Source organism: Actinomadura sp. 3N407 (assembly GCF_052245875.1).
Classification (GTDB): domain Bacteria; phylum Actinomycetota; class Actinomycetes; order Streptosporangiales; family Streptosporangiaceae; genus Spirillospora.
Genome location: NZ_JBQQBP010000001.1, coordinates 518146 through 536450 on the forward strand (window position 1 = coordinate 518146; position 18305 = coordinate 536450).

18 protein-coding genes are annotated in these 18305 nt (G+C 71.4%); 9 read left to right on the top strand and 9 right to left on the bottom strand.

The features are described 5' to 3' along the window. The 3 genes from ACTWPP_RS02365 to mce form a co-directional block, all read right to left on the bottom strand. Complete coding sequence (locus tag ACTWPP_RS02365) at window positions 1–1461, bottom strand: AI-2E family transporter (RefSeq protein WP_443102360.1); 1461 nt, start codon at window positions 1459–1461, stop codon at window positions 1–3. Between the two features lie 151 nt (window positions 1462–1612). Continuing rightward, window positions 1613–2947 carry a DivIVA domain-containing protein gene (locus ACTWPP_RS02370; protein ID WP_443102361.1) on the bottom strand — a complete coding sequence of 445 codons (1335 nt, stop codon included), beginning with the start codon at window positions 2945–2947 and terminating at the stop codon, window positions 1613–1615. Window positions 2948–3288: 341 nt separating this feature from the next. After that, a complete protein-coding gene (gene mce / locus ACTWPP_RS02375) occupies window positions 3289–3711 on the bottom strand; it encodes a methylmalonyl-CoA epimerase (RefSeq protein ID WP_443102362.1) in 423 nt (140 codons plus the stop codon). A gap of 107 nt (window positions 3712–3818) precedes the next feature. Here mce and ACTWPP_RS02380 point away from each other — a divergent pair, with 107 nt between their 5' ends. Continuing rightward, the gene (locus ACTWPP_RS02380) at window positions 3819–5054 is read left to right on the top strand and encodes an acetyl-CoA C-acetyltransferase (RefSeq protein ID WP_443102363.1); all 1236 of its coding nucleotides are present in this window, start codon (window positions 3819–3821) and stop codon (window positions 5052–5054) included. Window positions 5055–5219: 165 nt separating this feature from the next. Here the strand turns inward: ACTWPP_RS02380 and ACTWPP_RS02385 are convergent, their stop codons facing one another. Beyond that, window positions 5220–5921: a DUF4230 domain-containing protein gene (locus ACTWPP_RS02385; RefSeq protein ID WP_443102364.1), complete on the bottom strand. Its 702-nt coding sequence runs from the start codon at window positions 5919–5921 to the stop codon at window positions 5220–5222. Window positions 5922–6042: 121 nt separating this feature from the next. On the opposite strand from ACTWPP_RS02385, the gene ACTWPP_RS02390 reads away from it, so the two are divergent. After that, window positions 6043–6357 carry a DUF3817 domain-containing protein gene (locus tag ACTWPP_RS02390; RefSeq protein ID WP_443102365.1) on the top strand — a complete coding sequence of 105 codons (315 nt, stop codon included), beginning with the start codon at window positions 6043–6045 and terminating at the stop codon, window positions 6355–6357. Window positions 6358–6426: 69 nt separating this feature from the next. Here ACTWPP_RS02390 and ACTWPP_RS02395 read toward each other — a convergent pair whose 3' ends face one another. Together ACTWPP_RS02395 and ACTWPP_RS02400 are read right to left on the bottom strand one after the other, a co-directional pair. Next, entirely contained in the window at window positions 6427–7767 is a 1341-nt protein-coding gene (locus tag ACTWPP_RS02395; protein ID WP_443102366.1) for a hypothetical protein, read from the bottom strand. Continuing rightward, entirely contained in the window at window positions 7760–8587 is an 828-nt protein-coding gene (locus tag ACTWPP_RS02400) for an ATP-binding cassette domain-containing protein (protein ID WP_443102367.1), read from the bottom strand. Before ACTWPP_RS02400 ends, ACTWPP_RS02395 begins: the two co-directional genes overlap by 8 nt. A 475-nt stretch (window positions 8588–9062) precedes the next feature. Between ACTWPP_RS02400 and ACTWPP_RS02405 the strand changes: the two genes are divergently transcribed. From ACTWPP_RS02405 to ACTWPP_RS02415, 3 genes are all read left to right on the top strand, one after another. Next, entirely contained in the window at window positions 9063–10013 is a 951-nt protein-coding gene (locus tag ACTWPP_RS02405; protein ID WP_443102368.1) for a tetratricopeptide repeat protein, read from the top strand. A gap of 98 nt (window positions 10014–10111) precedes the next feature. After that, window positions 10112–10771 (top strand): AAA family ATPase, encoded by a 660-nt coding sequence (locus ACTWPP_RS02410; protein WP_443102369.1) that lies wholly within the window; start codon window positions 10112–10114, stop codon window positions 10769–10771. Between the two features lie 110 nt (window positions 10772–10881). Further along, window positions 10882–12285, top strand: a complete 1404-nt coding sequence (locus tag ACTWPP_RS02415) for an NAD-dependent malic enzyme (protein WP_443102370.1) — start codon at window positions 10882–10884, stop codon at window positions 12283–12285. Between the two features lie 45 nt (window positions 12286–12330). On the opposite strand, the gene ACTWPP_RS02420 is transcribed toward ACTWPP_RS02415, so the two are convergent. Continuing rightward, window positions 12331–12978 carry a hypothetical protein gene (locus ACTWPP_RS02420; protein ID WP_443102371.1) on the bottom strand — a complete coding sequence of 216 codons (648 nt, stop codon included), beginning with the start codon at window positions 12976–12978 and terminating at the stop codon, window positions 12331–12333. Between the two features lie 170 nt (window positions 12979–13148). Between ACTWPP_RS02420 and ACTWPP_RS02425 the strand changes: the two genes are divergently transcribed. From ACTWPP_RS02425 to ACTWPP_RS02440, 4 genes are all read left to right on the top strand, one after another. After that, entirely contained in the window at window positions 13149–13724 is a 576-nt protein-coding gene (locus tag ACTWPP_RS02425; RefSeq protein ID WP_443102372.1) for a YqgE/AlgH family protein, read from the top strand. A 10-nt stretch (window positions 13725–13734) separates the two neighbouring features. Further along, window positions 13735–13998: a DUF3039 domain-containing protein gene (locus tag ACTWPP_RS02430; RefSeq protein ID WP_443102373.1), complete on the top strand. Its 264-nt coding sequence runs from the start codon at window positions 13735–13737 to the stop codon at window positions 13996–13998. Window positions 13999–14413: 415 nt separating this feature from the next. Further along, window positions 14414–15238 carry a zinc metalloprotease gene (locus ACTWPP_RS02435; protein WP_443102374.1) on the top strand — a complete coding sequence of 275 codons (825 nt, stop codon included), beginning with the start codon at window positions 14414–14416 and terminating at the stop codon, window positions 15236–15238. Between the two features lie 36 nt (window positions 15239–15274). After that, a complete protein-coding gene (locus tag ACTWPP_RS02440) occupies window positions 15275–17053 on the top strand; it encodes a DEAD/DEAH box helicase (protein WP_443102708.1) in 1779 nt (592 codons plus the stop codon). A gap of 61 nt (window positions 17054–17114) precedes the next feature. On the opposite strand, the gene ACTWPP_RS02445 is transcribed toward ACTWPP_RS02440, so the two are convergent. Then, window positions 17115–17675, bottom strand: a complete 561-nt coding sequence (locus ACTWPP_RS02445) for a gluconokinase (protein ID WP_443102375.1) — start codon at window positions 17673–17675, stop codon at window positions 17115–17117. Between the two features lie 2 nt (window positions 17676–17677). Next, complete coding sequence (locus ACTWPP_RS02450) at window positions 17678–18259, bottom strand: isochorismatase family protein (protein ID WP_443102376.1); 582 nt, start codon at window positions 18257–18259, stop codon at window positions 17678–17680. Between the last annotated feature and the right edge of the window lie 46 nt (window positions 18260–18305).

An 18305-nucleotide genomic window follows, 5' to 3' on the forward strand; every position in this document is an offset into this window, starting at 1 on the left:
CTAGATCACCTCTTGCCGGGGCATGACGACCTCGCGGATCAGCAGCGAGATCGCCGCCGCCGTCGGGATCGCCAGCAGCGCCCCGACCACGCCGAGCAGCGCCGCGCCGACCAGCGCCGCCACGATCGTCACCGCCGGCTGCACGTCCACCGTCCGCTTCATGACGCGCGGATACACCACGTAGTTCTCCACCTGCTGGTAGACCAGATAGAAGATCACACAGGCGATGAGGTCCGTGGTGGTCCCGGTCAGGAACGCGACCAGGGCCACGACGACCGCGCCGATCGTCGCGCCGACGAGCGGGATCAGGGCGGTCACCGCGACGATCAGCGACAGCGCCAGGGCGTACTTCACCTGGAGGATCGACAGGAAGATGTACGAGGTGACGCCCGCGATGAACGCGATCGTGAACTGCCCGGCGACGTACCCACCGATCCGGTCGAGGATCTCGTCGCCCAGCAGGGCGACGCGCGCTCTGCGGGAGCGCGGTGCGAGCTTGTAGAAGAACGTCTTGATCTGCGGCAGCGAGCTGAGGAAGTACAGCGTCAGGATCAGGATCGTGATCGTCTGGAAGGCGCCGCTTATCGCGACCTTGCCGATGCCGGTGGCGGTGTCGGTGAGGCTGTTCTGGAAGTCCGGGCTGTTGACGGCCTTCTCGGCGCGGTCCAGCAGCCCGTAGCGCTTGTCCCACTCGGCCAGCGTCTGGTTGTTCTGCAACTGCTGGACGTACTCGGGGATGCTCTTGCGCAGCTCGGTGACCTGCTCGGTGATCGGCTGAACGAGGGAGGCGACGAAGCCCGCGAAGAAAAGGATCACGACGAGGAACACCGTCGCGACCGCCGCGCCGCGCGGGAAACCGACCTTGCGGAGCCGCTCCACCGCCGGGTTCAGGCCGACCGCGAGGAACAGCGCCACCACGATCATCACGATCACGGACTTGGCGTTCGACGCGGCCCGCACCAGCAGCCAGGCGGTGATGACGCCGAGCGCGGCGGTGAACCCGAACACGAACGGGTGGGCGCGGCCGAGCGGCTGACCGGGCCGTCCGAACGGGAACAGGTGGTCGACGCCGGCCTCGCGCCTGCGCTGCTCCACATCGTGCGCCGGGTCGGGCGCATCCGAGTCGGCGGGCGGCGCCTGCTCGGCCGCCGGTATCGGCGCCGGGAGGTTGACGGGCGTGCCGGTGGCCGGGTCGCGCTCCCCGGACGGCTCGTCGATCTCCTCGGGCTTCAGCGCACCACTGGGAGCGGTGGCCTCCTCGTCCGGTTGCTCCGATTCGTCCGCCGGCGTTCGTCCGGACGCGTCGTCGTCGCCGTCGGCGTCCCCGGACGGCTCGGGGGACGGGTCCGCCGAGCCGGCGTCGGCCGGTGGGGTGGGAGCGGGGACCGTACGGCCGGTCGCGGGCCGCCCCTCGGCGGGTACCGCCTCCGGCCCGTCCTCTCGGGAGGTCTCGTCGGACACGCCGCTCTCCTCTTCCATCCTGCCGTGTGTACGCACGCCGCGTCGCGGACCTGGGCGCGGGCCGCGCTACAGGGTGAGACGACGGAAAGCCCAGAGGCGTTTCCGCTGCCTCCAGGCTTTCCGTCACGTTCGGACCGTTGTCAGATGACGGTCACTCCTGCCACCAGTCCTCGTCGTCCTCGTCGGACTTGCCCGTCGGGGCGCCCTGCTTGGCGGACGCGGCCTTGGCGGCCGGCTGCTGCTGCCGGGGCTGCTCGGCCTGCTGCGCCGGGGCCGCCTTGGGCTCGGCCGCCGGGATCGCGGCCTTCTCCGGGGGCGCGGCCAGCTCGGCGTCGCCGCCCAGGTTCGGCGCGACACCGCCGATCAGCTGACGCAGCTGGTTGAGGTGGCTGGTGATGCTGTCGCGCTGGCGGGTGAGCTCGTCGACCTGCCGCTGCGCCGCCGTCCGGACGCGGTCGGACTCGGCCTTGGTCTCGGCGAGCAGCTGCTCGGCCTGCGCCTTGGCCTCGGCGATCACGTTGTCGGAGTTCTTGCGGGCGTTGGCCATGAGCTGCTTGGCGTGCGAGTCGGCCTCGCGCCGGGTCTGCTCGGCCTGCTGGGTGGCCTTGGCGGCGCGCTGCTCCGCGGACGCGGCGCGCTGCTCGGCCTCGGCGACGAGCTTCTGCGTGGCGGCCTGGGCGTTGGAGTGCCGCTCGGCGTCCTGCCGGTCGGCCTCCTCGCGGCGGGCGGCCAGCTGGATCTCGAACTCGGCCTCGGCCTGGGCGCGCTGGGCCTCGCTCTCCTCCAGGATGCGCTGGGCCTGGGCCCGCATCTCGTCGGCCTGCCGCTTGGCCGTCGTGAGGATCTCGTCCCGCTCGCGCTTGGTGGACGCGCGCAGCTGCGCGACCTCGCGCTCGGTCGTGGTCCGCAACTTGGCGATCTCGCGCTCGGCGCCGGCGCGCTTCTCGGCGACCTCGTGGTCGGCGGTGGCGCGCAGTTTGGCGACCTCGCGCTCGGTGGTGGAGGTCAGCTCGTCGGCCTCGCGCCGGGCGGAGGTGCGCACCTCCTCGGCCTCGCGTTCGGCCGCGCCGCGCATGTCGTCGCCCTCGCGCTGGGCGTTCGCACGCAGTTCGGCGGCGTCGTTCTCGGCGGTGGCGCGCTGCTCGGCGGCGTCGACCTTGGCCGCGGCCTTGATCTCGTTCGCCTCGGAGCGCGCCGCCTGCACGAGCTCGGTGGCCTGCTCCTCGGCGAGCCTGAGCAGTTGCTCGATGCGCGCGCCGAGACCGGAGTAGGTGGGACGTTCCTGCTCCTGCAGCTGACGGTGGGCGTCCGACAGCTCTCGCTGCATGGCCTGTGTCTGCTCGCGGGTCTGCCGGACCTCGTTGTCGAGCGTTTTGATGTGCTCGTCGACCTGGTGCCGGTCGTAGCCGCGAAGCACCACGTCGAATTCGCGCGGGGGCGTGTCTTCAAAGAAGTTGCTGAGCTGGGCGTCGATGTCGGACTGCATGTGGCTCAATCCTGATGTGACGGGGCTACGGGTAGTTCCGGGGACCGGTTGATCGCCTGACATGACGGGCGCAGTGCCCCAGACCTCTTCCGGCGACTGAAGCGTACTCCGGACACTGCCGTGTTGGGGGCTCATCTTGACGCGCTGCGTGTTTTGTCCTTTTTATGTACCTGACCTCCGGGTCGGTCGCCGCCCAGGTGCGGGCACCACAAATGCACCAGATGTGGCGGAACGGTCACACAGCGGCGGTCAGTACCCCGTCGTCCGCGGCGGTGATATCGAACACGTCACGATCCGATCGCGCCCCTGTGGCGGCGCCTCCAGAAGATCATGCGCGTCCGTCAGCGCTTCTGCACGAGCTCGGTCAGGACGCCGTGACAGTCCTTGGGATGCAAAAAGTTGATCAAGGATCCCATGGACCCGTTGCGCGGCGCGTCGTACAGGACCCGGACGCCCTTGCCCGCGATGCCGGCCGCCTCGTCCGCGACGGTCCCGTCCGTCCCGAAGGCGATGTGGTGCACGCCCTCGCCGTTCTTCGCCAGCCACTTCGCGACCGCCGAGTCGTCCCGGATCGGCTCGATCAGCTGCAGATAGCTCGCCGCCCCGTCGCCCGTCTCGTTGATCTTGAGCATGCACTCCCGGACGCCCTGCTCCTCGTTCACCTCGAAATGCGCGTCGGTGAAGCCATAGGTCGCCTTGTAGAACTCGACGGTGGCCTCCAGGTCATGACAGGCGATGCCGATGTGGTCGATACGGGTCAGCATGGGCTTTCTCCCTACTCGGGCGGCCAGGCGGGGGCGAACGGAACCGAACCCGGTTCTCCTGGGTATGGTGGCAAACGTCGCCGCAGCACCACCCTGGAGGCCCCCTCATGACCGCCACTTCCGTGATCGTCGCCGGAGCGCGCACTCCCGTCGGGCGCCTGATGGGCTCGCTGAAGGACTTCTCCGCGGCCGACCTCGGAGCGCACGCGGTCAAGGCGGCGCTGGAGCGCGCCGGGGTGTCCGGCGACCAGGTGCAGTACGTCATCCTCGGCCAGGTGCTGCAGGCGGGCGCGGGGCAGATCCCGTCCCGGCAGGCGGCCGTCAAGGCGGGCATCCCGATGAGCGTCCCGTCGGTCACGATCAACAAGGTCTGCCTGTCCGGCCTGGACGCGATCGCGCTCGCCGACCAGCTCATCAGGGCCGGCGAGTTCGACATCGTCGTGGCGGGCGGCATGGAGTCGATGACTCAGGCCCCGCACCTGCTGCCCAAGTCGCGCGGCGGCTACAAGTACGGCTCCATCGAGGTCCTCGACCACATGGCCTACGACGCGCTGACCGACGCGTTCGACGGCATCGCCATGGGCGAGTCGACCGAGATGCACAACGCGAAGCTGAACATCTCCCGCGAGGAGCAGGACGAGTTCTCCGCCCGCTCCCACCAGCGCGCCGCGGAGGCCATCAAGAACGGCGTGTTCGACGACGAGATCGCGCCGGTCGAGATCCCATCGGGGGCGGCGGGGCGTGGCCATGGGGGTGGAACACAGCGTCGTGGTGAGCCGATCGTGTTCTCCGGCGACGAGGGGGTGCGCGGCGACACCACCGCCGAGTCGCTCGCCAAGCTGCGTCCCGCGTTCAGCAAGGAGGGCACGATCACCGCCGGCTCGTCCTCGCAGATCTCCGACGGGGCCGCGGCGGTCGTGGTCATGTCCAAGGCCAAGGCCGAGGAACTCGGGCTGACGTGGCTCGCCGAGATCGGCGCGCACGGCAACGTCGCCGGCCCGGACAACTCGCTGCAGTCCCAGCCGTCCAACGCGATCAAGCACGCCCTCGGCAAGGAGGGCCTGAGCGTGGACGACCTGGACCTCATCGAGATCAACGAGGCGTTCGCCTCCGTCGGCATCCAGTCGATGCGCGACCTCGGCGTCGGCCCCGACAAGGTCAACGTCAACGGCGGCGCCATCGCGCTCGGCCACCCGGTCGGCATGTCGGGCGCCCGCATCGCCCTGCACCTGGCCTACGAGCTGAACCGGCGCGGCGGCGGCGTCGGCGCCGCCGGCCTCTGCGGCGGCGGCGGCCAGGGAGACGCGCTGCTCATTCGGGTTCCGACCCGAACCCTCGCCTAGGGCTCGCAACCGATCGGACCCCGTGCGATCGCTGCATCGCTCCGGCTCGCTCTGGGGGCTTGGTGCGCGATCAGGTTTCTTGCTTCGCTCGAAAACTGCCTTCGGACGCGATCGCGACTGTTGAGGTTGTTGCGGGGTTGCGGCGGTGGCTGGGGTCGGTGCGTATTACTGGGCGGCGGGGGTGATGGTTACCGTTGTGAAGCCCAGGGCCTTGAGCATGTTCTCCAGCATCGTCTTGGTGTTGGCGTCGGCTCGCTCCTTCAGGCCGCTCTGGACGGCCGCCGTCTGGATCTTCTGGGACGCCAGGACGTAGAGCTGCTGCTGGTTGCCGGGGTTGCTGCTGAAGAAGTCGCCGAAGCGGTCGAGCAGGCCGCGTTCGGTGGCGTAGACGTAGCTGTGCTTCGGGTCGAGGTTGGTCTTCTCCAGCTGGGCGGGCGGCAGCGTGATGGTGGCGGACGTCCGGTCCGCGTTCACCTTGACGGCGCCCGAGCCGAGCTTCGAGAAGTCCACGTAGGCGTCGACGGAGCCGTTCCCGACGAACAGGGTGCGCTTGCCGCGCAGCGACCCCGGCAGGAACTTGGCGTCCTTCTCCAGATCCACGATGACCTGGAAGTTGCCGCTCGCCGCCTCGTAGCGGTGCAGGTCGCGGATCGACTTCAGCAGGACGGGCCCGCTGCGGTCCTTCGTCTCCACGCCGAACGGGTTCAGCCATCCGGGGAGGCCGCGCAGCGCCTGCTGGGCCACCAGCACGACCGCGATGGTCGCGACGATGAGCAGGACCGGGGTGATCAGCCCGCGCCGGGAAACGCGGGACCGGACGGGGGGCGACTTGCGGGGCGCGTCGTTCTTCGGTTCCGGGCGAGCCATGTACGGGACATTCCCGGTAGGACCCTCCCGTACCTGGCGGGCCGGTTAGGTCGATGTGAGCGAAGCCATAGCGCGGGACGAAACCCCAGGCGGGGGCCGGTGCGTTGGGACCGGTGTGGACATGATTCGTGCTTTCCGCCTTGTCTCCATCGCCGAGGCGGCCTCTTTCCTGCTGCTGCTCCTGGTCGCGATGCCGCTGAAGTACGGGGCGGACGCGGAAGTGGGCGTACAGCTGATGGGCCCGATTCACGGAGTCCTGTTCATGGCCTATGTCGGGATGGTCTTCCTCGTTCGCGAGGCACTCCGCTGGGACGGCAAGCGCACGGTGCTGGCGCTGGGCGCGGCGGTGCTGCCGGTCGCCCCGTTCCTCGTGGAGCGCTACTGGACCAGGCCCGCGAACACGCCCGCAACGGGCGCCGCGTCAGCCGCGCGCTGACGCCGATGAGCTTCTGCGTGGTCGCGGCCGGCTGGGGGTCCGCCGCGGCCACGCAGAGGATGAAAAGGCTCAATCAGCGTGTCTGAGGGGCTTTCGCCTGGTGGTGACGTTCGAGTCCTTTTTCGCCGCGCTTCCCACATGCTTCGAGTGCTTTGCCGGGCCGTGGGCCTTGGCCGTCCGGAAGTCGGCGGGGCCGAGCGCGCAGGCCCGGTAGCCGGTGAAGTTGAGCCGTAGCCAGGCGCGCCGCCGGGCCTCGCTCCAGGACGCGAACCGCCGTGCCGCGCGAGTGTCGGCGATGGCGGGAGGTGCGTCGCCGAGAAGCCATGCGTCGACCAGTGCGCGGTAGCCGTTCGGTGGGGCCGCGCAGGCCCGGGCGTCCCTGAGGCTTCTGCTGATCTGCCGGACGGCGCGCGCCGCGTACCCGGGCGAGAGTTCCTCATCGAGATGGACGGTGGCGACGCCGTTCTTCACCGAGACGGGCGTGCCCGCCGGGCGCTGCTCCACCCTCGTGAACGCGCCGGGCGTGTCGTTGAGGCGCGCGGCGAGGGGAGTGGCCGCCGCCATCAGCCGGGGCAGCGCGTCTCGCAGGGCGGGGTGGACGCACACGGTCAGCGGCCATTCCCGGCAGACCGGCGCCGCCGGGACGGGCGTGACCGTCCTGCCGGATCCGTGCAGGCCGAGCGTGGCGGTGACCGTCGCTCCCAGCGCCACCACCAGCGGGAGGACGAGCAGGAACCGCCGGGTCGCCCACATCACGTAGCCGAGGATCAGCGCGGTGGTCAGCCCGGCCGTCCAGGTGACCTGGTCGATGAGCACCTGGGGGCGCAGGGTGGTGAACAGGGCGATGTGGTCGAACGCCGCCGGGGGAAGAAGGCTCCACCACGACATGCCGGGGACGCGCAGCGCGGCCCACAGCGACGTCGCGGCGAGGACCAGGGCGGCTGTGGCGCGGTGGGGGACGACGCGTCCCGCCAGATAACCCGCGACGACGTGCAGGACGAGCGAGCCCGCACCGGCGACGACGCCCATCGGGTGGGGATGCCCCGACTGGCCTTGGAACAGGGTGACGGCGACGACCACGACCGTGACCGCGATGTAGGACACCAGCGCGGCGGCGGACAGCAACAGCAGGTCGAACAGGACACCGGTGGCGGGCGAGCGCGCGGTGAGGTCGCGCAGATAGTCGAGCGGACGTTCCCGTACCGCAGTCCACGCGGCCAGGCCCGCGGCGACGGGACCCAGGAAGCGGACCGCGTTGACCAGCGCCACGACGGTGTTGTCCCAGTAGGCGACCGACGGGCACAGCGACAGCATGGCCGCCGCCGTCCCGACCGAGGTGAGGACCGGCACCGCGACCAGCAGTGCCGTGCGACGGGCGTCCAGCCGGAGCACCCGTCCCAGGTCAGACACCGGTGGCGCTCCCGGCGGGCGGCCGCCTCGCCCGCGGCCTCGTCATCTGCGGCAGCGGCACACTGGGCAGCGTCATCTGCGGCAGCGTCAGCCGCGCGGGCCGGCGCTTCGGGGGCACGGGCGCGGGCGCCGGTTCCGCCGGGTCGGCGCCGCGGCGGTCGGCGGCGGTGCGGCCGCGGCGAGCGGTGGCGGACCGGGTGGGCTGCTCGGTCAGCCTGCCCCGGGCGAGCGTGAGGAGGCGGTCGCACCATCCGGTGAGCGTCCCGGTGGCGTCGGCCGTGACCATCACCGCAGGGGCGAGGGTGCGCAGCACGGGGATCAGCTCCGTCATGGCGGAGGTGAGCACCTGGTGCCCGGGGCCGTCGGCGCCGGTGGGCCACGGCTCGGCGGCGGCGCACAGCTCGCCGAACGGGTCGTCCAGGAACAGCACGTCGGGCTCGTGGACGCACGCGGCGGCGAGCCCGGCCCGCAGCCGGACGTCGGGCGGCAGCAGCGCCAGCTCGGTGCCGGCGGCCTCGGCGAGGTCGAGCCGCCGCACCATGGCGCGCGCGGCGGACGCGCTCGTCCGCTTGTAGTACGCCGCGTACTCGACGAACTCCCCGGCCGTCATGTGCTCCGCCCGGGAGAACCGCGCCGGCAGGTAGCCGATCCGGGCGCGCGCGGCCCGCACGCCGCTGGTGTGCGCGACGTCGTGCCCGAGAACGTGCAGCGCGCCGGCATTCGGCCTGCGCAAGGTCGCGAACGTGGCCAGCAGAGTGGATTTACCGGCACCAGGTGGACCGGCCAGGCCGACCACGCCTTCGGGCACGCCGAAGGTCACCGGGCGCAGGAGCCACCGCCCCCCGCGGCGGACACCCATTCCTCGGGCCACGATCACGGAATGATCCGCGATCACAAGTTTCCCCCCATTGCTCGTCATGCGGTCGCGGCGGCGGGCGGCGACCCCGGTGACCGGGTGCGCCGGTGGCCTCGGTCCCCCAACCCTGCCACGCGGTGCCCGCCCCGGCCGGGCCGCCGTCGGGCGGTTCCGGCGCGGCGGTCGCTTTTGCCGTGCCGCGATGCATCGACATCGTGACTATAACCGGGCTTGGTGATGGCTGCCAGCAATCTTTTTGCCTTTACGGCAGGACGCCTGGATTCTTTGCCCGCCGCGCCCTAGGTGAGAATTCGAAAAGGCGGGCAATTGCCGAACTGTACGTAGAATCGGGACGTGCCGGACGTCCGGTGCGGGCGCCACGCTCCGCTGGGAGCGTACGGACGCGCGGCCACACGCGCTCATGAGGCAGGATGGACCCATGCCTTCTCGGGACTTTTCGTTGCACGGGGCCATCGATCTGGGGGCGCGCCAGTCGGCCGCCAGGAAGCAGCAGGAACGCCGGCCCCAGGGCGGCGACGCGTCCGCGGGCGCGCCCGCCGGCCAGTACGTCGTGGACGTCACGGACGAGACGTTCAACACCGAGGTCGTGGAGCGGTCGCAGTCCGTCCCCGTCCTGGTGGACTTCTGGGCCGAGTGGTGCGGTCCGTGCAAGCAGCTCGGGCCGATCCTGGAGAAGCTCGCCACCGAGGCGGCCGGCAAATGGGTGCTGGCCAAGGTCGACATCGACGCCAACCCGCAGCTCGGCGCGTACATGCAGCAGATGGGCGTGCGCGGCATCCCGTTCGTGGCGGCCGTCGTCGCCGGGCAGCTGCTGCCGTTCCTGAACGGCGCCGCGCCCGAGCCGCAGGTGCGCCAGGCCATCGACCAGCTCTTCGAGGCGCTGCGCAAGGAGGGCATCCTGCCGGACGCCCCCGAGGGCGAGCAGCCCGTCGCCGACGAGGCGGGGGCGCCCGCCGTCGACCCGGTGTACCAGCGGGCCGAGGAGGCCCTGCAGCGCGGCGACCTGGACGGCGCCAAGGCGGCGTTCGAGGACGTCCTCGCCGCCGACCCGCGCGACGCCCAGGCCAAGCAGGGGCTCGCGCTGGTGGGGCTCAGCCTGCGGGTGCGGTCGCTGGACGCCGAGGGCGCCATCCGGGAGGCCGGCGCGAAGCCCGGCGACGTCCAGGCGCAGATCAGCGCGGCCGACGTGGAGATGGTGTCGGGCCAGATGGAGCAGGCGTTCGACCGGCTGCTGACCGCGGTGCGCGGCAGCGCGGGCGACGACCGCGACGCCGCGCGCAAGCACCTGCTGTCGCTGTTCGAGCTTCTTCCGCCGGACGACCCACGTGTCGCCAAGGCCCGCCGCTCCCTCCAGGCGGCCCTGTTCTGACCGGTCGCGTGCTGCTCTGACCGGTTACAGGCCGCTTTGACCTGTCCTGACCGGCTCAGCCCAGTTCCGGACTTCCGCGGAACGGGCATGGTGCGGATGTGAGCGCGCGCGTGGTGACCATCTCGGCCGCGTTCGGGGCCGGTGGGCCGGTCGTCGGCCCGGCGGTGGCCGGGCGCCTCGGGCTGCCCTTCGTCGACCGCGCCATCCCCGAGCTGGTCGCCGGTGAGATCGGCTGCACGCTGGAGGAGGCGCTCGCCCACGACGACCGGGCCGAGAGCGGCATCGGCCGGATCCTCGCCGGGGCCGCGCGGCTGCCCACGGTCGCGCTCGGCATGGACGTCTACTTCCCCGAACGCGCGGTCCCGCTGCCCGAGGAGTTCGTGGAGCACACCGAGAGCGTCATCACCCGGACGGCCGAGCGCGGCGGGGGAGTGCTGCTCGGCCGGGCCGCCGCGGTGGTCCTGGCCGGGTACGAGGGCGCGCTGCACGTCCGGCTGGACGGCCCGCGGGAGCGGCGGCTGGCACGCGCGGCCGCCGAGATGCCCCCCGAGCCGGGACGAGCCGCGCGGACCGGGACACCCGACCGTGATGTTGAGCGTATGCTCGATGACAATGACCGCGCCCGGACGGCCTACGTGAAGCACTTCTACGGGGCCGACCCGGCCGATCCGCGGCTCTACCACCTCGTGATCGACTCCACGGGCGTGCCCGTGCCCGCGACCGTCGAACTGATCGTCGTCGCGGCGCTGGCGGTGTGAGCCGCGGACGGTCCGGGCGCGGCCCCCGGACGCACCGTCCCGGACGCGCAGTCCCGGCCGGAGCGGCGCGCGCGGGACATGGATGACCCGTAGCAGAGGGAGCAGTTGCCGTGGCGAGCGTGCCAAGCGTGTCGTACTCGATCACCGTCCGCCTGGAGGTCCCGGCCGGCGGCAGGGCCGTCAGCCAGATCACCCACGTCGTGGAGAACGCCGGCGGCATCGTCACGGCCCTCGACGTCAACACCGCGGGCCACGAGACGCTGCGCATCGACGTCACGATCGCGACCCGCGACACCCAGCACGCCGAGGCGATCTCCGGCGCGCTGGAGAAGATCGAGTCCGTCAAGATCCACAAGGTCAGCGACCGGACGTTCCTGATGCACCTCGGCGGCAAGATCGAGATGCAGTCCAAGGTGCCGCTGCGCAACCGCGACGAGCTGTCGATGGCCTACACGCCCGGCGTCGCCCGCGTCTCCCTCGCCATCGCCCGCAACCCCGAGGACGTCCGCCGGCTGACGATCAAGCGCAACAGCGTCGCGGTCGTCACCGACGGCTCGGCCGTGCTCGGCCTCGGCAACATCGGGCCGGAGGCCGCGCTGCCCGTCATGGAGGGCAAGGCGGCGCTGTTCAAGCGGTTCGCCGGGATCGACGCGTGGCCGATCTGCCTCGACACCCAGGACACCGACGAGATCGTCCGGACCGTGCAGATCCTCGCCCCCGCGTTCGGCGGCATCAACCTGGAGGACATCTCGGCGCCGCGCTGCTTCGAGGTCGAGGCCCGGCTGCGCGAGCTGCTGGACATCCCCGTCTTCCACGACGACCAGCACGGCACCGCGATCTGCGTGCTCGCCGCGCTGACCAACGCGCTGCGCGTCGTCGGCAAGGACCTCGGCTCCGTCCGGATCACGATGGCGGGCGCGGGCGCCGCCGGCAGCGCCATCCTGAAGCTGCTGATGCACGCGGGCGCCCGCGACCTCGTCGTCTGCGACCTGCGCGGCGCCGTCTGCAAGGACCGCGACGACCTGGACGACTCGCTCCGCTGGATCGCCGAACACACCAACGCCGACGGCTACTCCGGCGACCTGCGCGGCGCGGTCAAGGACGCCGACGTGTTCATCGGAGTGTCGGCCCCCGGCATCCTGAACGGCGACGACGTCGCCACGATGAACGACGACGCGATCGTGTTCGCGCTCGCCAATCCCGAGCCCGAGGTGTCGCCGGACGAGGCGCGCGAGCACGCCGCCGTCGTCGCCACCGGCCGCAGCGACTACCCCAACCAGATCAACAACGTGCTGGCGTTCCCCGGCGTCTTCCGCGGTCTGCTGGACGCCCAGGCCGACATCGTCACCCTGGACATGCTCGCCGCCGCCGCCAAGGCCCTCGCCGAGGTCGTCACGCCGGACGAGCTGGGCCCCAACTACATCGTCCCCAGCGTCTTCCACCCCGACGTGAGCAACTTCGTCGCCGGGGCCGTCCGGGAGGCCGCGGGCGGACGTACCCGCACCGAGGCCTGAGCCGGGGGTCGGCGCGGGTCCGCCGGGCGGCGCGGCCCGGCCGTGCTACTTGGACTTGTCCGGGAAGATCCGGTCGCGGCGGCGGGGCCAGATCCCGCCGTACCAGAAGATGATCGCGCCGGTGAGGATGACGGCGACGCCGGTCGCGCCGCGCGCCCACAGGACGGCGTCGGGCCCGGTGCTGGGCAGCTCCTCCGGCGGGGTCTTGGTCGGCGCCGCGCCCGCCTTCTCACAGTCGGCCTTCACCGTCTTGCTCTCGATCCGCTTGTTGGCCCAGTTGACGGTGATGCGCGTGCGGCGGTCCTCGCGGAGCCCGACGGCCACCGACCGGGTCGAGTTCGCCCGGATCTGGCCGGGGATCGCGGCGGTGCCGTCGTTCTTCTCGACCCCGAAGTCCTCGTTCCGCTTCCCGGTGTTGCGGATCGTGACCTTCACGGTGCCGGCCGGGCAGGAGACCGACCCGATCGAGGCCGTCACCGGCTGCGCGGGCGCCGACGCGGTCGGCGACGGCGAGGTCTCGGACGGGCCGGGCGACGGCGAGGTCGCGGTGCCGGACGGGCTCGGGCTCCCGGGCGTGGTGGCGGAGGTGGAGGCGCGCGACTCCGGTGATCCCCAGTCGATCAGCATGGGGATGGCGAGGAGCGCTGCGATGACGAAGAACACGGCGCCGATGACGACCCTGGGCAACTGCATCGCTGTCCTCCCCGGCCCGCCGGGCGCGCACCAAGCGGGCGGCCGATGATCCTAGATCATTCTTAACCTAGGTCCTTGTGGTGCCGATATCCCCATCGATAGGAATGCGTAACAGGCTAACGAGTGGGGGGACGTGCCGCCGGAGGTCCGCGCAACGCATGATGGAACGCATGGAAGACGGCATCAGGGTGGGGCTTTTGCTGGTGGCGACCCCCCAGCTGGAGGATCCCAACTTTCGGCGGAGCGTCGTCCTGCTCGTCGAGCACGAGGGTGACGGCGGCACGCTGGGCGTTGTCCTCAACCGGCCGACCGAGGTTCCCGTCGACCGTGTGCTGCCGCCCTGGGCCGAGCTCGTCACGGGGCCTGCCGTGGTGTTCCAGGGCGGTCCGGTCGCGCTGGAGAACGCGCTGGCCCTGGCCCGCCTCCCCGGGGAGGAGGAGCCGCTCGGATGGCGCGCCCTGAACGGCGGCGCCGAGGTCTCCCGGGTGGGCCTCGTCGACCTGGAGGCCCCTCCCGGTCTGCTGGCGGCCGAGCTGCTGCAGCTCCGGGTGTTCGCGGGCTACGCCGGATGGTCGGCGGGGCAGCTGCGCGCCGAGATCGAGGACGGCTCCTGGTATCTGGTTCCGGCCGAGGCGGGGGACGTCTTCGCGGACGACCCGGACCGGCTGTGGCAGGACGTCCTGCGCAGGCAGGGCGGCGACCTGGCGTTCGTCTCCACTTTTCCCGAGGACCCGACGCTGAACTAAGGTGGACGACGTGAGTACGAAGATCCTTCCCGACGGCGACACCCAGACTGATGTCAGGCCCGACCTCTCGCACGGTGACGGCGACCATGAGCGGTTCGCCCACTATGTGAAGAAGCAGAAGATCACCGAGAGCGCGGTGACCGGCACGCCGGTGATCGCGCTGTGCGGCAAGGTCTGGGTGCCGAACCGGGATCCGAAGAAGTATCCCGTCTGCCCGGAGTGCAAGGAGATCTACGAGTCCATGAAGACGGGCGGCGGCAAGGGCGACGAGTGAGCATTTTCATCCGGCCTGTCGCCAAGGCCATGTGCGGGCGACCGAGGATGAGAATCGTTCATTTGGCCGGCCGCTGAGAGGCGGCTGACGGCGCGCCGCCCGTTCCGGCGTGCGCGCGTGCGGTCCCGCGGTCGCGTTCCACCTCTGGGATTCCCTGAGAGACGCTGACCGCGGGACTTCGGTGTTCTTTACATACGGGGGATGAATGCGGCGGTTGGCCGGGGTTTCGGTGTGCGCACTGTTGATTACGGTGTGTGCTGTTCCAGGTTCGGCGAGTGACCGGGGGCGGGTCCGAGCCGCTCCGGCGGCGGGACGCGAGGACGGATGCGTCCCGGATCCGGCCGCGGCGCGAAGAGGCCATCCGGGGGCCCGTCCGGGCGACCGGGCCGACCTCGGCCATGACCAGGTCGTCGCCATGCTCGCCGATCTCCGGCGGACGCTCCTCGGCCGCTTCGGCACCTCCGACGAACGGCGCCTCGACTCCACGCTGCGCAGAGCGCGGCGCGTCGTCGTCCCGGTGCGGTTCCACGTCGTCCACAGCGGACGCAAGGGCCGGCTGTCCAAGAAGGACGTCCGCCGGCAGATCTCCACGCTGAACGCCGCGTACGGAGGCAAGAAGGGCGGCGCCGACACCCGTGTCAGGTTCCGCCTGGCCGGCTACGACCGCACCGACAGATCGGCCTGGTTCCACAACCCGAGGAGACACGAGAGCCCGATGAAACGACGCCTGCGCAAGGGAGGGCGCCGCACGCTCAACGTCTACACCGCCGCCGTGGGGACGGACGTGCTGGGCTTCTCCACGTTCCCCCAGTGGTACCGCGAAGATCCGCGCATGGACGGCGTCGTCATCGACTACCGGAGCCTGCCGGGCGGATCGCTCGGCCCGTTCGACCGCGGTTACACGGCCGTCCACGAGATCGGGCACTGGCTCGGCCTGTTCCACACGTTCGAGGGCGGCTGCTTCTCACCCGGGGACGGTGTGGCCGACACCCCGTACGAGGCGAGACCGGCGCAAGGATGTCCTCACTCCCGGGACACATGCCCGCAGAGGGGCCGCGATCCCGTGCACAACTTCATGGACTACGCCCACGACACCTGCATGCGGGAGTTCACCGCAGGCCAGGGCCGTCGCATCCGGGCCGCATGGGCCGCCTACCGCTCCCGCCGCAGCGGTCACCGGAGTGTGGAACTCGGCACAGCGGGGACCGCCGGGGCACGATCTGTCGGTGGGGCTCGGTAGCCTTCGATGACCGTGAGCACCTTCGCCGCATCGAGCATGCCTCCCGCCTTCCCCGAGCGGGCCGCCTGGGGGACGGCGTCGTCCCTGCGCGCCTGGCAGCAGCAGGCGCTGGAGGCGTACTTCGGGGGTTCCGGGGGTCGCTCCCCGGGCGAGCACAGCGGTACGGACGGTCGGCAGCCGGGACCGCGCGACTTCCTCGCCGTCGCGACGCCCGGTGCCGGTAAGACGACGTTCGCGCTCCGCCTCGCCCGCGAGCTGATGGAGCGCCGCGTCATCTCCGCGATCACGATCGTGTGCCCCACGGAACATCTCAAGCGGCAGTGGGCCGAGTCCGCCTCCCGCGTCGGCATCATGATCGACCCGGAGTACCAGAACGGGCAGGGGCCCGTCGGCAAGGACTTCCACGGCGTCGCCATCACCTACGCGACCGTCGCGGCGCGTCCCGCGCTGCACCGCAACCGCACCGAATCCCGCAAGTCGCTGGTCATCTTCGACGAGGTGCACCACGCGGGCGACGGCCTGTCCTGGGGCGACGCCGTCCGGGAGGCGTTCGAGCCCGCGGCGCGGCGCCTCGCGCTGTCCGGCACGCCGTTCCGCACCGACATCAACCCGATCCCGTTCGTCCAGTACGACGAGGGGCCGGACGGCGTCAAGCGCAGCCGCGCCGACTACACCTACGGGTACGGCCCGGCCCTCGCCGACGGCGTCGTCCGCCCGGTGATCTTCCTGGCGTACGCGGGGGAGATGCGCTGGCGCACCCGCGCCGGCGACGAGATCACCGCGACGCTCGGCGAGCCGCTCACCCAGGACCAGACCGCCCAGGCGTGGCGCGCCGCGCTCGACCCCAAGGGCGACTGGATCAAGCAGGTCATCGCCGCCGCCGACCGCCGCCTCACCGAGCTGCGCCGCGTCATCCCGGACGCGGCCGGCCTGGTCATCGCCACCGACCACGAGACGGCCCGCGCCTACGCCAAGATGCTGCGCGCCGTCACCGGCCAGGGCGCCACGGTCGTGCTGTCGGACGACCCGGGCGCGTCCAAGAAGATCAAGCAGTTCGGCGAGACCGACGACCGCTGGATGGTCGCGGTGCGGATGGTGTCCGAGGGCGTCGACATCCCGCGCCTCGCCGTCGGCGTCTACGCCACCTCCACCAGCACGCCGCTGTTCTTCGCGCAGGCCATCGGCCGTTTCGTCCGCGCCCGCAGACGCGGCGAGACGGCCTCGGTCTTCCTGCCGTCGGTGCCGACGCTGATGGGGCACGCCGCCGAGATGGAGACCGAGCGCGACCACGTCCTCGACCGCCCGGTCCGCGAGGACGGCCTGGACGACGAGCTGCTCGCCGAGGCCAACCGCGAGAACGACTCGCCCGACGTCGGCGAGGAGCTTCCGTTCGAGACGGTCGAGGCGTCCGCCACGTTCGACCGCGTCCTGTACGACGGCGGCGAGTTCGGCATGCACGCCCAGCCGGGCTCGGCCGAGGAGGAGGAGTACCTCGGCATCCCCGGCCTGCTGGAACCCGAGCAGGTGTCGGCGCTGCTGCGCAAACGGCAGGCGGAGCAGATCGCCGGGGAGCGCAGGCGCAAGACCGGCGACCCCCGCGACGACCGCACCGCCGCCGAGGACATCGCCGCCCTCCGCCGCGAGCTGAACGGCCTCGTCGGCGCGTGGAACCACCGCACCGGCAAGCCGCACGGCGTCATCCACACCGAGCTGCGCGCCGCGTGCGGCGGCCCCGTCATCGCCCAGGCCAGCGCCGACGACATCCACAAGCGCATCGCCAAGATCCGCGAATGGGCCGCGAAACGCCGCCACTGAGGCGAAGATCGCCGGCGGGCGGCCTCGGCCCGTCTTTACCGTGTGCGGTGCCGGGCCGCTGCTACGTCCGCGACCGATACGGCCGGCCGGCGTCGCCGGGGTCGGTGTCGGCGGGGGTGAGTCCGAGGCCGGCGATGATGTGGGCGACCGTTTCCTCCGGGGTGCCGTCGATGGGGGCGGTGAGGACGTCCTCGTCAGGGGCGGGGAGTTCCAGGTCGGCGAACTGGGTGTCCAGGAGGTCGGCGCTGAAGTAGTGGCCCTTGCGGTCCCTCATGCGGGCGGCGATCATGTCGCGGTCGCCGTCCAGCAGGACCATCGCGACGTGGGAGCGGCCCCCCGCCAGCATGTCCCGGTATCTGCGTTTGAGGGCGGAGCAGGTGACGACGCCGGGGCGGTCGGTGCGGAGCCGGTCGTCGATCCAGGCGGCGATGGAGTGCAGCCAGGGGAGGCGGTCGGCGTCGGTGAGCGCGTGCCCCGAGCTCATCTTGTCGATGTTGGCCTGCGAGTGGAACTCGTCGGCCTCGGCGTAGTCCCAGCCGATGCGTTCGGCGAGCATGGTCCCGATGGTGGTCTTGCCGCTGCCGGACACGCCGGCGATGAGGACGACCCTGAGTTCCGTCATGGTCAGGCGGCCACCACCGGGGCACCGGACAGGACGATTCCCTCCTGCGCCAGTTCGTCCAGCGCCCGGTCGACGGTGGGCTTGCTGACCCCGGCGGTGAGGTCGAGCAGCACGGTGGTGCGCAGGCCCGCGCGGACGGCGTCGACGGCGGTGGCGCGGACACAGTGGTCGGTGGCGATGCCGACGATGTCCACGGCGTCGACGCCGCGGGTGGTGAGCCAGTCCGCGAGGGGCAGCTCGTCGTCGGAGAAGCCTTCGAAGCCGCTGTAGGCGGCGGTCTCGCGGCCCTTGCTGAACACCGCCTCGATGGGCGCGAGGGCCAGGTTGGGGTGGAAGTCCGCGCCCGGCGTGCCGATGACGCAGTGCGGCGGCCACGTGTCGACGAAGTCGGGCTCCTCGGAGAAGTGGTCACCGGGGTCGAGGTGGAAGTCCCGGGTCGCCACGATGTGCCGGTACTCGTCCCGGTGCCCGGTCATATGCCCGGAGATGGCGGTGGCCACGTCCGCCCCGCCGGCGACGCCCATCGAGCCGCCCTCGCAGAAATCGTTCTGCACGTCCACGATGATCAGAGCCTTCTTGCCCATGACCGCTCCCCTGTACCGGTTTCTCCTCCGGATTCGCCCAGACGGT